This is a genomic window from Paenibacillus sp. MSJ-34, assembly GCF_018918005.1.
In the GTDB taxonomy this organism is placed as follows: domain Bacteria; phylum Bacillota; class Bacilli; order Paenibacillales; family Paenibacillaceae; genus MSJ-34.
The window spans coordinates 109,272-125,865 of record NZ_JAHLPR010000001.1; the positions used below are offsets into that span (position 1 = coordinate 109,272).

A 16,594-nucleotide genomic window follows, 5' to 3' on the forward strand; every position below is an offset into this window, starting at 1 on the left:
GGGATTTTGAATGAATAAAAGAATAAGAATTCGCACCATGTTTATTGGGGGATGTTTTACCATCCTTTTTTTTATTCTATTGGCCCGAGTCTTTTGGTTCCAAGTCGCGAACGCGGAATTTTGGCAAGTGAAGGCAAAGGAAACTTGGTCGACGCAAATTACGTTAAATTCGGTTCGAGGCACGATTTACGACCGGAACGGGAGCGCGCTTGCGATGGATGCTCCCGCCTATACGGTTGCGGTCAGCCCGAAAATTATCGATCATTTGAAAATTGCTGACGAAGTCGTAGACATGCTGCACGGAATATTGAACAAGCCGAAGGATGAATTGTATAAAATCGCAACGGCGAAAAAAGACGACGGCGAGTTTTATCAGCAGCGCGAAGTGCATCCGGAAGGCTGGAAGGTCGACGTTGAAGTTGCGGAACGGTTGAAAGAGGAGATCGCGGCATTAAGCAAGGAAACCGAACAGAAAGACGTAGGCATTTATTTGCTGGAAATGGATAAAAGGTATTATCCGAAGGAAACGTTGGCGTCGCATATATTAGGCTATATGGACAAAGAAGATAAGCCTGTCAACGGGCTGGAATCCTATTACGACGAGTTGCTGAGAGGCATACCCGGTTCCATCTCGTACGAAAAGGATAGAAAAGGCTATAAGCTGCCGACAGCCAATGAAGTCTACAAACCGAAAACGGACGGCAAAAACATCGTGCTCACGATTGACGAAACGATACAGCACTATACGGAAAAAGCGATCAAAGCCATTTACGACCAATACAAACCGGTCAGCGTGACGGCCATAGCGGCAGATCCGAAAACGATGGAAATATTGGCCATGGCGAATATGCCGAATTTCAACCCGAATTCGTATTGGGAAGCGGGGAGCCAGGCCGCATTCTACGATCACGCGATTCGTTCGATTTACGAGCCGGGTTCCACGTTTAAAATCGTAACCCTGGCCGCAGCGGTCGAGGAAGGCCTTTTTAATCCCAATGAGTGGTACATGTCAGGCCAAATTAAAGTAAAAGGCTGGCCTAAACCGATTCGCGACGTGAAGCGGGGCGGATGGGGAGAAATTACGTTATTGGAAGGGGTCAAGCGCTCCAGTAACGTTGCATTCGTCAAGCTAGGGATTGAGAAATTGGGGGAGGAGAAAGTAAAACAATATATCCATGATTTCGGTTTCGGCCAAAAAACAGGCATTGAACTGCCCGGAGAAAGCAAAGGGACCGTCTCTATCGAAAGAACGATCGACGTGGCAACGGCAACATTCGGCCAAGGCGGGGTTGTCGTCACGCCGATCCAACAGGTTGCGGGCATTGCCGCTGTCGCTAACGGCGGAACGCTGTTAAAACCTCACATTATTAAGGAAATCGTAGATCCGGTAACGGGTGAGAAAACAAAAACGGAACCGGAAGTCGTGCGCAAAGTCATTTCGGAAGAAACTTCCCGCAAAGTCGGCGAATATCTAGAGCAAGTCGTTTCCGACCAGAAGATTGGCAGCGGTAGAAATGCTTATATCGAAGGCTATCGCGTCGCCGGTAAAACGGGAACGGCGCAAAAAGCGGTCAACGGGAAGTATGTCGACGGGAAATATGTTGTCTCCTTCATCGGGTACGCCCCGGTCGAAGATCCGAAAATTCTTGTCTATATCATTGTGGATGAACCGAACGACCCGTACGCCGGAGGAGGATCGGTCGCCGCCCCCGCATTCAAGGAGATCGTCAGCCAATCGCTCCGCTACATGAACATCCCGTCCAACAAGTCTGCGCAGCAGACAGAGAAGAAGGAGGGGAAAGAGAAAACGATACCGCGTACGTTAGTGCCTAGCGTGACGAAGCAGAGAACGGCGGACGCGAAAAGCCAGTTGACCCATGCCGGAATTACGTTTGAAACGATCGGCGACGGGGACGAAGTCATCGGCCAATATCCGGAGGCGGGATTGCCTCTGCCGCAAAGCAAGCGGGTCTATCTCTTTACGGAAGATCCGAAAAATATGGATGTGCCCGATATGAAAGGAGCCTCCCTGCGGGATGTCATCGAAATGTGCTCCTTGCTTGGCATCGATTATTCCGTTTCAGGCGAAGGTTATGTCGTCGAACAGACGGTTACGCAAAACGGCGACGTGCGGAAAGCGGAATTTACTTTGGAACCGTCCGCACCGTCCGATTCGGCGGAAGACGAATCGGAGAAGGCGGAGGAATAGCTTGTTCTAACCCCTGTTTGTCCCGAATAGTCATGATTATGAAACCGTCATAATTATGAGGAGACAGGAGGGGCCGATGTGAAAGGTTCGAATGTTACCGTTCGGCGCAGATTGTTCTTATCGATTGTGCTTATTACGATCGGATTTGCCGCCTTATGTATTCGTCTCGGCTATTTGCAGTTATGGAAGGGAGCGGAGTTGACGGAGAAGGCGGAAAATTCATGGAGACGCCAAATACCTTTTACCGCAAAGCGCGGAGAAATATGGGACCGCAACGGCGAACGTCTAGCGTATAATGTCAGTTCGCCGACGATTATGGCCGTACCGGCCCAAGTGAAGGAAGCGAAATCGACGGCGAGCCGGCTTGCCGCGGCGCTGGGTATGCCCGAGGACAAAATATACGGCCAATTAACGAAACGCGAAAGAATTGTGCGTATTCAACCGGGCGGGCGGAAAATTACGATGGAGAAAGCCCAAGAAATCCGCAATTTGAATTTGCCGGGAATTTATGTCGCGGAAGACAATAAAAGATACTACCCGTACGACGGGTTGGCCGCACATATTCTGGGATTTGTCGGGATCGAGAATCAAGGCTTGACGGGAGTGGAAGTCAAGTACGACAATGAATTGAAAGGCAGCGAGGGCAACGTTTCGTATTTGGCGGACGCGGCCAATCGCCAGATGCCGAATTCGACGGAAAAATATGTTGAACCGAGAGATGGATTAAATTTGCAATTGACGATCGACAAATATATTCAGACAATAATGGAGCGGGAACTTGATCAGGCGATGCTCAAATTTCAGCCGAATTCGATTTTGTCGATCGCGATGGATCCGAAGACGGGCGAGATTTTGGCGATGGGAAGCCGTCCGGGATACGATCCCGGCAATTATAGAGATTATCCGGCGGACATTTATAACCGGAATTTGCCGATTTGGATGACTTACGAGCCGGGTTCCACGTTTAAGATCATTACATTGGCCGCCGCGCTGCAAGAGGGAAAAGTCGATCTGAAGCACGATCACTTCTACGATCCGGGATTCATTGAAGTAAGCGGGTCGTTTCTGCGCTGCTGGAAGCGCGGCGGGCATGGAAGCGAAACTTTTATGCAGGTGGTGGAAAATTCATGCAACCCCGGCTTCGTGGCGCTCGGCCAACGGCTCGGGAAAGACAAATTATTCGAGTACATACGCAATTTCGGATTCGGGGCGAAAACCGGCATCGATTTGAACGGCGAGGCGACGGGGATCTTATTCAAGCCTTCGCGCGTCGGTCCGGTAGAGCTCGCTACGACGGCATTCGGCCAAGGGGTTTCGGTGACGCCGATTCAACAGGTAGCGGCGGTAGCGGCGGCGGTGAACGGCGGCAAGCTGTTTAAGCCGCATGTGGCCAAAGCGTGGATTCATCCGGTAACCGGCGAAGTCGTCAAGGAAGTGGAACCCGAGCTCGTCAGGGAGGTCATTTCCCCGGAAACGTCCAAATTGGTGCGCGAGGCGCTGGAGAGCGTCGTCGCGAAAGGAACGGGACGCCCTGCCTTTATCGACGGCTATCGTGTCGGCGGCAAGACGGGGACGGCGCAGAAAGTTGTTAACGGCAAATATTCCGCTAGCGAACATATCGTTTCTTTCATCGCCTTCGCTCCGGCGGACGATCCGCAAATTGTCGTGTACATAGCGGTGGATAACCCGCAAGGGATTCAATTCGGCGGCGTCGTCGCGGCGCCGATCGTCAAAAATATTATGACCGATACGCTGCAATATATGGGAGTCGAACCCCGTAAAGATCAATTGGCGCGCGAATATAAATATAACGAAACGCCGCTCGTGAAAGTGCCGAATTTAGTAGGAATGTCGCTCGTCGATATTTACGAGGATTTGCATATGGATTTCTCGCTCGCCAAGTCGGGAACCGGCCCGGTTGTCGTCAGCCAGGCGCCGAAGCCGGGAGCGCGCGTGGAGAAAGGATCTACGATCCGCATTTATATGGGGAATGAAGAAACGAATAAGAGTGAATGATGATAGTGACAGATATTCTTCATCTGCCTAGACTGCAGCAGGTTGGGGAACATTGGACGGAGGGGTATGACATGCAAGTAACGGAGCTCGCTTCTTTGCTGGTGACCGCACGGATCGAAGGGGAAGGCGGAACGGAAATAACCGGCATCGAAACGGATTCTCGCAAAGTGAAGCCGGGAGATTTATTCATATGTTTGCCGGGACATACGGTCGACGGGCACGACTATGCCGATAAAGCGGTCCAGTCAGGCGCGGCGGCGCTCGTCGTGCAGCGGAAACTGGAGGTTGCGCTGCCGCAAATCGTCGTGAAAGATTGCCGGCATGCGATGGCGGTATTCGCCGATTATTATTACGGCTTCCCGAGCCGTCGATTGAAATTGATCGGTGTAACGGGCACAAACGGCAAAACGACCACCACTTATTTGGTGGAACGCATTATGAACGATTTCGGCCAACATACAGGCATCATCGGAACGATTCAAATGCGCTACGGCGGCCGGACGTTCGATATGTCGCGAACGACGCCGGATGCGCTGGAATTGCAGCAGTCGCTGCATGCGATGGCGGAACACGGCGCAGCCTGCTGCGTCATGGAGGTCTCTTCGCATGCATTGGAGCAGGGGCGCGTGAAAGGTTGCCGATTCCGCACCGCGATTTTTACGAATTTGACGCAGGATCATTTGGATTACCATAAAACGATGGAAGAATACCGGGCTGCCAAGGGTTTGTTCTTCTCCCGTATGGGCAACGAGTTCTCCGGTTCTCCGGAACAACGGCGATACGCCGTTTTGAACGAGGACGACGAAGCTTCGCCCTATTTCCGGAAATTGACTTCGGCGGAAGTCATCACTTACGGTTTGCGGGAGAGCGCAGACGTATATGCGTCGAACATCGAAGTGACCGCGAAAGGAACGAGCTTTCATGTCCGGACGTTTGCCGGCGAAACGGATATCCGGCTGAAGATGGTCGGCAAATTCAATGTGTATAACGCGTTGGCGGCGATCGCAGCCACGCTCGCGGAGGGCGTTCCCCTGGAGCGGATCAAGTCGAGCCTGGAGGCGATGCCGGGCGTTGCCGGGCGTGTCGAAGCGGTCGATGAAGGCCAGCCCTTCGCCGTCATTGTCGATTATGCGCATACGCCGGACGGGCTTGAAAATGTGCTCAAAACGGTGAAGGAATTTGCCAAAGGCCGCATTTATTGCGTGTTCGGCTGCGGCGGGGATCGCGACCGGACCAAACGGCCGGTTATGGGGCGCATTGCCGCCGATTATGCGGACTACCTTCTGGTCACTTCCGACAATCCGCGTACGGAAGATCCGTACCGCATCTTGCAAGATATCGAGCAAGGCTTGACGGACCCAAGTGGCGGCCGGCAATCTTACGAACTCGTCGTCGACCGGCGCACTGCGATACAAAAGGCTATTGAAATGGCAAGCCCCGACGATGTAGTATTGATTGCGGGGAAAGGACATGAAACCTATCAAACGATTCAAGGGGTCAATTACGACTTTGACGATAGACTCGTTGCCAAAGAAGCGATAAGGGGCAAAGTATTGTGATTAATAAAACATTGCGTGAATTGGCCGATATGTGCGGCGGAACATTGACAGGCACCGATTCGGATACGGAATTGGTAAAAGTTGCGGGCGTTGCGACCGATACCCGCAAATTGACGGAAGGCAGCCTGTTCTTCCCGTTAAGCGGGGAGAAGTTCGACGGGCACCGGTTCGTCGAAGAAGCGTTCGCGAGCGGCATCGCCGCCTCCTTATGGCGAAAGGACATCGCCGTTCCAAGCGGATTGCAAGAAAGGCCGCTTATTATTGTGGACGATCCGCTGGCGGCGCTGCAACGGCTGGCTGCGGCCTATGTCCGGGAACGGGCCGTCCGCGTGATCGGAGTGACCGGCAGCAACGGAAAAACGACGACCAAAGACATGATCTATTCCGTCTTAAGCACGACCTATAACGTTCATAAAACGCAAGGAAATTACAATAATCATATCGGTCTGCCGCTCACGATCTTGGAAATGGACGAACGAACGGAAATCGCCGTGCTGGAAATGGGCATGAGCGGGCGCGGGGAAATCGAGCTTCTGTCGCGCATTGCGCGGCCGGAAGTCGCCGTTATTACAAATATCGGCGAAGCGCACTTGCTCCAACTCGGATCGCGCGAAGAAATTGCGAGAGCGAAGCTGGAAATCGTCAGCGGCTTGCGGGAAGACGGCGTGCTCATTTATAACGGCGACGAACCGTTGCTGGATCGATGTCTGGCAGAGACGGATTTCGGCCGCTCGGCTCCGCCGGCAAGGGTACGCTTCGGATTATCCGAAACGAACGATCACTATCCGACGGGAATGATGTTTCATACGAGCCGGACGATCTTTACGACGAACGGCGCAAGCGAACAAAGCTATACGATCCCGCTTATGGGACAGCATAACGTCATGAACGCGCTGGCGGCGATCGCGGTAGCCCGACATTTCGGCGTAACGGACGAGTCGATTCGATCCGGGCTCGGCCAACTCGACATGACAGGCATGCGCACGGAAGTGATTCAAGCCGCCAGCGGATTGACGATCGTCAACGACGCATACAATTCCAGTCCAACCGCCGTCCGCGCGGCGATCGACATGTTCGCGCCGATGAAAGGCTATCGCAGCAAAACGGTTGTGCTTGGAGACATGCTGGAATTAGGACAGGAAGAAGAAGAGCTTCATCGGTCGATCGGCCGTTATTTGGACGCCGGCAAAACGGATTACGTCTATACTTACGGTCCGCTCTCGCTACGGATCGCCGAAGGCGCGCTTGAGAATATGCCCGAGGGCAGGGTGTTTTCTTTTACCGATAAAGAGGAATTGATCGGCGCGCTCCTGAAGCAGTTGAGCCCGAGAGACATCGTGCTTGTGAAAGCCTCCCGTGGCATGAGACTGGAAGAAGTTGTTCATACTTTAAGAGATTACCCATTATAATAACCAATAGAAAACGAACTAATAGACATACTTACGAGGCAGTTTCTTCGCCAGGCCTGGAGGTGGCATAGAGTGGACTTTAAATTAATAATGCTTACGATCGGCGTTTCATTCATACTCGCCGTCATCGCGTGCCCGCTGTTCATTCCGCTGTTGAGAAGGATGAAATTCGGACAGCAAATTCGCGACGACGGTCCGCAGGCGCATTTGAAAAAAGCGGGAACCCCTACGATGGGCGGAATGATCATTTTGATTGCATTTACGCTTTCCTTCTTGAAATTTTCCGTCATCAATACGAATTTTGCCATTCTTTTGATTGCGACGTTAGGTTTCGGGCTCGTCGGGTTTCTGGACGATTATATCAAAATCGTATTTAAACGCTCGCTCGGTTTAACCGCCAAACAAAAGCTGATCGGTCAATTGCTGTTCGCCGTCATCATATGCGTACTGCTCGCAATGAACGACCATCCGACGACGATCTCCATTCCGGGAACGTCCGTCGTATGGGAGTTTGGCTGGTTCTACTATCCTTTCATCGTATTGATGATGCTTGCGATCAGCAATGCCGTTAATTTTACCGACGGGGTGGACGGCCTGCTGTCGGGCACGAGCGCCATCGCCTTCGGCGCATTCGCCATTATCGCGATGCAAACGACCGAACATGCGGCGGCGGTATGTGCGGCGGCCATGATCGGAGCGGTGCTCGGTTTCCTGGTGTTCAACGCGCATCCGGCCAAAGTGTTCATGGGCGATATCGGCTCGCTCGGTATCGGGGGAGCGTTCGGCGCGATCGCCATATTGACGAAGACGGAGCTGTTGTTTATTATTATCGGCGGCGTGTTCGTCGTGGAAATGCTGTCCGTCGTCTTGCAAGTCGCATCGTTCAAGACGCGCGGCAAACGTATTTTCAAGATGAGTCCGATCCATCATCATTTTGAGCTTACAGGCTGGTCCGAATGGCGGGTTGTCATCACGTTTTGGGCTGTCGGCATCATTCTTGCCGGGCTTGGACTTTACATCAACAAGGGGTTGTAATCGATGAAATTTCCTGAAGCATATCGGGATCAAGAGGTCGTAGTGCTGGGCCTCGCCATAAGCGGAGTGCAAGTTGCGAAAATATTCCATCAAGCCGGCGCCCGCGTCACCGTTAACGATAAAAAAGAGAGACAACTTTGTCCCGAAGCCGCTGAATTGGAGGCTTTGGGAATTTCTGTTATTTGCGGCGGACATCCCGATACGCTGGTTCATGCAAATATCGCGCTAGTGGTCAAAAACCCGGGCATACCTTATTCGGCCGCGCCGGTCATGCAGGCGCAATCGCTCGGCATCGAAGTCGTCACGGAGGTGGAAGTCGCCTCCTTCCTGTGCCAAGCCCCGATCATCGGCATTACCGGATCTAACGGAAAGACGACGACGACGACATGGGTCGGCAACATATTGAAACAGGCCGGCGCGAAAGCCATCGTCGCCGGCAATATCGGCATCCCGCTCAGCGAAGCGGTGCAGGCGGCGACCGCCGAACATTGGCTCGTAGCCGAATTAAGCAGTTTTCAATTGAAAGGGACGTCGCAATTCCATCCGCGCATCGCTTGTTTATTAAATGTCGGAGAGACGCATTTGGATTACCATGGGACGATGGAGGACTATATCGCTTCCAAGGCGAAGCTGTTCGCCAATCAGACGGAGGAGGATTATGCCGTTCTCAATTGGGACAATGAAGTTTGCCGTTCCTTGGCGGAACGAGTGCGCGCCACGTTGCTGCCTTTTTCCGCCAAGGAACGGCTGGACTTCGGGGTGTATGCCGAGCCGCCGTATTCGGCCGAACCGGACGAACTGCAGCGCAGCGTCGTATACCGGGACGAGCTCGGACAAGTCCATCGCATTATCGACGTCCGGGAAATCGGCATCCCCGGGCGTTACAACGTCGAGAACGCGCTGGCCGCTTCCGCCATATGCCTTGCCGCCGGGATTGATCCCGAACGGCTGCGGCAGCCTCTGGCTTCGTTTGAAGGGGTGGAGCATCGCCTGGAATATGTGCGGACGGTTGACGGAGTGCTGTATTACAACAATTCGAAGGCGACGAATGCGGTCGCGACCGCGATGGCGATCGACGCGTTCGCGGGCGGCATTGTGCTGATCGCGGGCGGGCTGGATCGCGGCTCCGATTATATGGAGCTCGTACCGATCTTCCAGGATAAGGTGAAGGCGGTCGTGACGCTCGGCGAAACGAAGGATAAGATTCGCCGCGTGGCGGAGGCGGCGGGGATACGCGCGATCAAAACCGTCGATACTGGTGAGGACGCCGCCGACACGATTCGGCAAGCGGTCCGGGAAGCGGCCGCGCTGGCCGCTCCGGGAGATATCGTCTTGTTGTCTCCCGCCTGTGCGAGCTGGGATATGTTCGCTTCCTATGAGGAGCGTGGACGAATTTTTAAAGAGGCGGCGCATAGTCTTAAGTAGGGGGGTATCCAAGCCCCGGCATGTTCGATGCCGGCAGGGCAAGCCCCTACAATCGATTGCAGAGGTGTCTCGCCATGTCAAAAGCTCGTTCCGCGCCGGATATTTGGCTTATCGTATCCATTTTGTCGTTACTGGGCATCGGAGTCGTGATGGTCTATAGCGCCGGAGCCGTTCTCGCATTTCACGATTACGGAGATTCGTTCTATTTTGTGAAACGGCAACTGCTTTTCGCCGTATTAGGTTTGGTTGCGATGTATTTTACGATGAACTTGGATTATCTTATTTGGAGAAAATATGCGAAAATTACGCTCATCGTTTGTTTCGTATTGCTGTTGATCGTTCTGATTCCGGGCATCGGCGTCGTGCGCGGCGGCGCGCGCAGCTGGCTCGGAATCAGTTCGTTCGGCATTCAGCCGTCCGAATTTATGAAATTGGCTATGATTTTGTTTCTTTCAAAGTTATTGTCCGATCAACATGCCAAAATCGACTCGTTCACGAAAGGCCTTCTTCCGCCGCTCGGCATAATGGGGGCCGCGTTCGGCCTTATTATGCTGCAGCCGGACCTTGGAACGGGCACCGTAATGGTTGGAGCGTCCTTGCTGGTCATTTACTCGGCCGGAGCGCGATTGAAGCATCTCGCTTCGCTCGCTTTGGTCGGGGTCGCCGGCTTCGTCGGATTAGTGATCGCCGCGCCGTACAGGCTGCAGCGCATTACCGCTTTTTTGGATCCGTGGCAAGACCCGCTCGGCGCAGGCTACCAATCGATCCAATCGCTGTACGCGATCGGACCGGGCGGTTTCGTCGGGCTCGGACTCGGTATGAGCCGGCAGAAGTACAGTTATGTTCCCGAGCCGCAAACGGATTTTATCTTTTCGATTTTGGCGGAGGAGCTTGGCTTTATCGGCGGGATGACGGTGTTGCTCTTATTTCTTATCTTGGTATGGCGCGGCATGAGGGTCGCGCTTACGGCTCCCGATACGTTCGGCAGCTTGCTGGCCGCGGGCATCGTCGGGATTGTCGCCGTTCAGGTCATTATCAACATCGGCGTCGTCATCGGGTTGATGCCCGTAACGGGCATTACGCTGCCGCTCATAAGCTACGGCGGCTCCTCATTGACTTTAATGCTGACCGCGCTTGGCATTCTATTGAATATATCCCGTTATGCGAGGTGATTGATATGCGCGTTGTGTTAAGCGGAGGCGGCACCGGAGGGCATATTTATCCTGCGCTCTCCATTGCCAGGCAATGCCAGGCGCAGCATAAAGATATCGAATTATTATATATTGGCACACAGAAGGGATTGGAGCATACGCTCGTCCCGAAACATAATATTCCGTTCGAATCGATCGACATTACCGGGTTTCGCCGTAAATTATCCGTCGATAATATAAAAACCGTCATGCGTTTCGTTCAAGGAGTCAAGCGATCCAAACAATTGCTGAAGCAATTTCGCGCGGACGTCGTCATCGGCACCGGAGGTTACGTTTGCGGACCTGTCGTATACGCCGCCGCCAAATTGGGCATTCCGACGGTTATTCACGAACAAAACGCGATACCGGGGCTGACAAACAAATTTTTAAGCCGTTATGCCGACACGGTCGCGGTAAGTTTCAAAGAGTCCGAACCGCATTTCAATAAAGCGAAGCGGGTGCTGTTCACGGGCAATCCGTGCGCGTCGGCGGTCGCGCTTGCGGATCGGAAGAGCGGCTACTCTTCGCTCGGCATACCCGCCGGCTCCAGAATCGTGCTTGTAGTCGGCGGGAGCCGCGGGGCCAAAGCGATCAACGAAGCGATGATCGAAATGACGCCGCTTTTGCATCGTTTGGAGGGCGTTTACTTCGTCTACGTTACGGGGGAAAGCTACTATCCCGGCACGAGCGAACGGATTGAACGGGGGAATACGAAGGCTCCGGAACGGTTGAAAGTATTGCCTTACGTTCATAACATGCCGGAAGTATTGGCTGCGACATCTTTGATCGTCAGCCGCTCGGGCGCTTCTTCCTTGGCGGAAATTACGGCGCTGGGCATTCCTTCGATTTTGATTCCGTCTCCCAATGTAACCAATAACCATCAGGAGGCGAACGCCCGCTCGCTCGCCAATGAACAAGCGGCCGAGATGATTTTGGAAAAGGATTTGAGCGGACAGGCGCTGTTCGCGCGAATCGAAGCGATCATCGGCGATGAGAAACGATGGAAGTCGATGTCGGAACGGGCGAAAACGCTCGGCATGCCGGATTCGGCCAAGCAAATTGCAGAAGAAATCGAAAGATTGATTACTTTGCCTAGATAAAGCGACTGGGCGATTGTCACACTCCCGTTCTAATCGACATAAGATACTCTATAATCGTGACAGTCTCCCGAGAGGAACCGGCATTAATGTAAAGGAGGTTCGTTAGATGCAGCAGTTTATTACGGAATTTACGGACGCCAATCTCGGCAGCATTAGCTTCGATGAACCGTTATCCAACCATACGACATGGAAAATCGGAGGGCCTGCAGACATTTTCATCGTTCCCGGCGGCAAGCGGCAGTTGGCTGATACGCTCAAGCTGCTTCGCAAACATCATGTGCCTTGGACGACCGTCGGCAGGGGCTCAAACATGCTCGTTTCAGACAAAGGAATTCGCGGCGCTGTCGTGAAAGTGGGCAAAGGTTTGGACCACCTTCATTTCGACGGGGAAACCGTTCGCGTCGGAGCGGCGTATTCCTTTATTAGACTATGCGTAATGGCGGGGAAACAGGGTCTGGCCGGGTTGGAGTTTGCCGGGGGCATACCGGGCACCGTTGGCGGCGCCGTATATATGAATGCCGGTGCCCATGGATCGGATGTGTCACGCATATTTAAGGAAGCTGAGATTGTACTGGAGACAGGGGAATTGGTTCGGTATAACGCCCAAGATATGCAGTTCCGCTATCGTCATTCCATTTTGCAAGAGCGGCCGGGAATCGTCGTGGAGGCGACATTTCAATTGGCCTACGGGGAACGGAAAGAAATCGCGGCTGCGATGGCATCTTACAAAGACCGCCGAATGCGTACCCAACCGCTGAAAATGGCTTGCGCAGGCAGCGTGTTCCGCAACCCGCCGGGCGATTACGCGGCGAGGTTGATCGAGGAAGCGGGATTGAAAGGACGCCGCGTCGGCGGAGCTCAAATATCCGAACAGCATGCCAATTTCATTGTGAACACCGGGCAAGCGACAGCTGGAGATGTTCTCACCCTGATGAAGGAAATCCAACAGACGATATCATCAAAATATGGCATTTCATTAGTGCCGGAAGTGTTGGTAGTGGGTGAGCGGTAAACTCGGAGGTGATACATTGGACAAATTGGTGATTGAGGGCGGGCGACCACTATCAGGAACCATTCGTATCCATGGAGCGAAAAATGCCGCATTGCCGATTCTTGCAGCAAGCATTCTGGCGAAAGGGAAGGTAGAGCTTCATAACGTTCCAAGACTTTTAGACATTGAAGTCATGCTGCAAATTTTGGAGGAGATCGGTTGCCGTACGGAACATGCTGATGAGAAGGTTATGATCGATACCGCTTTCACACACTCCTCGCACATTCCGGAAGCATTAATGAGACAGATGCGATCCTCGATATTTCTCATGGGTCCGCTGCTCGCACGTTTCGGCGAGGTGCAAATCTATCAGCCTGGCGGATGTGCGATCGGAGAACGGAAAATCGACCTTCATTTGCGGGGGTTAAAAATGTTGGGAGCGCAAATCGTCCAGAAGGATCAAAGGATCATTTGCCGCGCCAAACAATTGAGAGGAGCGGATATTCATCTTGACTTTCCGAGCGTAGGAGCGACGGAGAACATTATGATGGCCGCCGTGCTGGCCAAAGGGACGACGACGCTGACCAATGCCGCCAGAGAACCGGAAATCCAAGATTTGCAAAATTTCCTGAATCGCATGGGGGCGCATGTGATCGGAGCGGGAACCGACACGATTACGATCGACGGCGTCGATTCGCTCACCCCTTGCAGCTATGAAATCATTCCGGACCGGATCGTTGCGGGTACGTTAATGATCGCCGCCGCCGTTACGAAAGGGAATGTGACGCTGACGAATGCGAATCCGTCGCATTTGACTTCGCTCATTCATGTGCTTAGGCGGGCCGGTGTTCAAATCGTAACGGGCGATGATATAATACAGGTGAACTGTTCCGGCAGGCTGAAAGCCGTCGAACGCATCGTGACTTCGCCTTATCCGGCGTTTCCGACAGACCTGCAATCGCAAGTGATGGTATTGTTGTCGCTTGCGGACGGATTCAGCGTGATGAAGGAAAATATTTTCGAAGGTAGATTTAAGCACGTGGACGAATTGACGCGTATGGGAGCGGATATTCGCGTGGATCTAAGCTCGGCGTTCATCCGGGGCGTCAACCGCCTGTACGGCGCGACGGTGGAAGCGACCGATTTGCGGGCCGGCGCGGCGCTCGTTATTGCCGGGTTGGCGGCGCAAGGAAGAACGATCGTCGAACAAGTCCATCATATCGACCGCGGTTACGATCGGATCGAACAGCTGTTTCATCGCTTGGGAGCGTCCATATATCGGCAATCTCCCGTACCCAGACAACTTGATTTTGCAAACTGACCGCCTTCATCCCCTTCCTCGCCGAAGGGGATCATAGGCTTTATAGCGTATGCTTTCGAAGAAGTTTTACTTCGTAAAACTGTGCAGACGCTTTCGAAGATAGTTTTACTCCGTAAAACTTTTGAGGTGAAATGGATGCAAAAATCGATGCCGGTTTTAAAAGAGAAGAAAGTGAAGCCGAGAGGCAATCGCAAGCTTTTATTCATCTTGCTTCTCCTCTTTATTATTTTACTCGCCGTCTTATTTTTTAGATCATCAATCAGTAAAATTTCCGAAGTTCGGTTTGCAGGAAATCGCTATGTATCCAACGAAGAACTATGGAAGACGAGCGGCGTGAAGATCGGCGACCAATATTTCGGCACAAGCAAAGGAACGATTCGCGAACGGCTGCTTGCGATCCCCTCGATCGAGGACGTGAAAGTGGACAAGCATTTCCCCGGCGTCATCGACGTACAGGTGAAGGAGTTCGCCACGGTAGCGTATGAATTGTCACAGACGGACGGACATCTGTCGGCTATTCTAGCGAATGGAACGAACGTCTCGCTAACGGACAAGGACGTCATCGTGGAAAAACCGATTTTGACGCAATGGAAGGCGGACGATCCGAACAAAGCCTTGCTGTCCAAGGAGCTCGCGTTAATTCCGAACGAATTGCTCGCCGATATTTCGGAGATTATTCCGTATCCTTCCCAGTCTTATCAAGACCGCATCAAAATATATACCCGCTCGCAGTTCGAGGTCGTCACAGCCATCTCTCTTCTTCAAGATAAAGTCAGATATTTGAGCGGCATTATCGAAACGCAACAGCCCGGCATCATCACGATGCTGGCGGCCGATTCCTATATACCGTACGAAGGCGCCGCAGATGGCGCGGAGCAAGAAAAAGAGACTACTCAATAAATAGAAATAATGTTAGAATAATAATTATGGGCTGAATGTAGGTGAATTGGAAATAGATTACTAGCAAAAAAATTGTAGAAAAAAGAGGGAAAAAATAAAGTTTGTTGAATATGTAGAGAGTATATTTTCAGGATTTATTATTTTTTAGGTAGAAGTAGGAGGTGCCACGGATTGAGCAGCAATGATATCATTGTTAGTTTGGACATCGGTACATCCAAAGTTCGTGCTATTATCGGGGAAATGAATAATGGAACCCTTAATATTATTGGAGTTGGATCTGCCGACTCGGAAGGTATCCGAAAAGGTGCAATCGTAGATATTGACCAAACGGTTCAATCGATTCGCAATGCAGTCGATCATGCGGAAAGAATGGTCGGCATTCAAATAGCAGAAGTTTTTGTCGGAATTTCGGGAAATCATATCGGATTGCAATCGAGCCACGGCGTCGTCGCCGTTTCGAATGAAGATCGCGAAATCGGCGACGAAGACATCGAGCGCGTCCTCAAAGCGGCGGAAGTGGTAGCAATGCCGCCGGAGCGGGAAATTATCGATGTCGTAGCGAAGCAATATGTAGTGGACGGGCTTGAAGGAATACAAGATCCCCGCGGAATGATCGGCGTACGCCTGGAAGTGGAAGCGACGATCATTACCGGCGCCAAAACGACGATACATAATCTTTTGCGTTGCGTTGAAAAAGCGGGCTTAAAAGTGAAAGATCTGGTGCTCATGTCTTTGTCGGCAGGGCAACTCGCGCTTTCGAAAGACGAGAAAACGATGGGAGCCGTGCTGGTCGATATCGGCGCCGGCGCGACGACGATCGCCGTCTTCCAGAACGGTTCGATGATTGCGACGTCCACGCTGCCGATCGGCGGCGAGTTCGTAACGAACGATATTGCCTACGGGCTGCGCACATTGACGGATCAAGCGGAGAAAGTGAAGCTCAAATTCGGCTGCGCTACGATGCGGGACGCATCGGAGGATCAAACGTTCAAAGTCATTCGAATCGGCAGCAATGTGGAGAAAGAGTTCTCGCAAGCCGATCTTGCGGCCATTATCGAACCGCGCATCCAGGAAATATTCCAAATGGTCCGCGGGGAAGCGAAGCGGCTGGGATACGCGGAGTTGCCCGGAGGCTATGTGCTGACGGGAGGTACCGTCTCCATGCCGGGCGTGCTTGAGATCGCCCAAAGCGAGCTCGATGCAACCGTCCGCATCGCAGTGCCCGATTACATCGGCGTACGCGATCCCGCTTTCACAAGCGGCGTAGGAATTATCCATAGCGTGAGCAGAACGGTAAGAATGCGCAGCGGCGGAGGCGCCGCGAAGAAGACGGTCAATCGCAACAACAAACCGGCTAAGCCTGCAGCGGAATCCCCGGGATTTATCGAACGAGTTAAGAAATTTTTTGAAGATTTTATATAGCGGTTTGAATTGGCCAT

Annotated in this window: 12 protein-coding genes; all 12 read left to right on the plus strand. The window is 52.6% G+C overall.

The genetic code is table 11. The annotated features are described in order from the left end of the window. Positions 1-10: 10 nt before the first annotated feature. Entirely contained in the window at positions 11-2,209 is a 2,199-nt protein-coding gene (locus KQI79_RS00525; RefSeq protein ID WP_216536251.1) for a penicillin-binding transpeptidase domain-containing protein, read from the plus strand. 78 nt (positions 2,210-2,287) lie between these two features. Then, positions 2,288-4,225 carry a stage V sporulation protein D gene (locus KQI79_RS00530; protein WP_216536252.1) on the plus strand — a complete coding sequence of 646 codons (1,938 nt, stop codon included), beginning with the start codon at positions 2,288-2,290 and terminating at the stop codon, positions 4,223-4,225. Between the two features lie 71 nt (positions 4,226-4,296). Further along, complete coding sequence (locus KQI79_RS00535) at positions 4,297-5,784, plus strand: UDP-N-acetylmuramoyl-L-alanyl-D-glutamate--2,6-diaminopimelate ligase (RefSeq protein WP_216536364.1); 1,488 nt, start codon at positions 4,297-4,299, stop codon at positions 5,782-5,784. Further along, positions 5,781-7,193 carry a UDP-N-acetylmuramoyl-tripeptide--D-alanyl-D-alanine ligase gene (locus KQI79_RS00540; protein WP_216536253.1) on the plus strand — a complete coding sequence of 471 codons (1,413 nt, stop codon included), beginning with the start codon at positions 5,781-5,783 and terminating at the stop codon, positions 7,191-7,193. The genes KQI79_RS00535 and KQI79_RS00540 overlap by 4 nt, the downstream gene beginning before the upstream one ends. 72 nt (positions 7,194-7,265) lie before the next feature. Next, entirely contained in the window at positions 7,266-8,228 is a 963-nt protein-coding gene (gene mraY / locus KQI79_RS00545; protein ID WP_216536254.1) for a phospho-N-acetylmuramoyl-pentapeptide-transferase, read from the plus strand. A 3-nt stretch (positions 8,229-8,231) separates the two neighbouring features. Continuing rightward, the gene (murD, locus tag KQI79_RS00550; protein WP_216536255.1) at positions 8,232-9,653 is read left to right on the plus strand and encodes a UDP-N-acetylmuramoyl-L-alanine--D-glutamate ligase; all 1,422 of its coding nucleotides are present in this window, start codon (positions 8,232-8,234) and stop codon (positions 9,651-9,653) included. A 74-nt stretch (positions 9,654-9,727) separates the two neighbouring features. Beyond that, complete coding sequence (gene spoVE / locus KQI79_RS00555) at positions 9,728-10,825, plus strand: stage V sporulation protein E (protein ID WP_216536256.1); 1,098 nt, start codon at positions 9,728-9,730, stop codon at positions 10,823-10,825. A 5-nt stretch (positions 10,826-10,830) separates the two neighbouring features. After that, positions 10,831-11,943 (plus strand): undecaprenyldiphospho-muramoylpentapeptide beta-N-acetylglucosaminyltransferase, encoded by a 1,113-nt coding sequence (gene murG / locus KQI79_RS00560; RefSeq protein ID WP_216536257.1) that lies wholly within the window; start codon positions 10,831-10,833, stop codon positions 11,941-11,943. Between the two features lie 106 nt (positions 11,944-12,049). Further along, entirely contained in the window at positions 12,050-12,955 is a 906-nt protein-coding gene (murB, locus tag KQI79_RS00565) for a UDP-N-acetylmuramate dehydrogenase (RefSeq protein ID WP_216536258.1), read from the plus strand. 16 nt (positions 12,956-12,971) lie between these two features. Further along, positions 12,972-14,255 carry a UDP-N-acetylglucosamine 1-carboxyvinyltransferase gene (gene murA / locus KQI79_RS00570; protein ID WP_216536259.1) on the plus strand — a complete coding sequence of 428 codons (1,284 nt, stop codon included), beginning with the start codon at positions 12,972-12,974 and terminating at the stop codon, positions 14,253-14,255. Positions 14,256-14,402: 147 nt separating this feature from the next. After that, positions 14,403-15,155, plus strand: a complete 753-nt coding sequence (locus KQI79_RS00575; RefSeq protein WP_483311358.1) for a cell division protein FtsQ/DivIB — start codon at positions 14,403-14,405, stop codon at positions 15,153-15,155. Between the two features lie 171 nt (positions 15,156-15,326). Next, positions 15,327-16,577: a cell division protein FtsA gene (gene ftsA, locus KQI79_RS00580; RefSeq protein WP_216536261.1), complete on the plus strand. Its 1,251-nt coding sequence runs from the start codon at positions 15,327-15,329 to the stop codon at positions 16,575-16,577. Positions 16,578-16,594 lie beyond the last annotated feature (17 nt).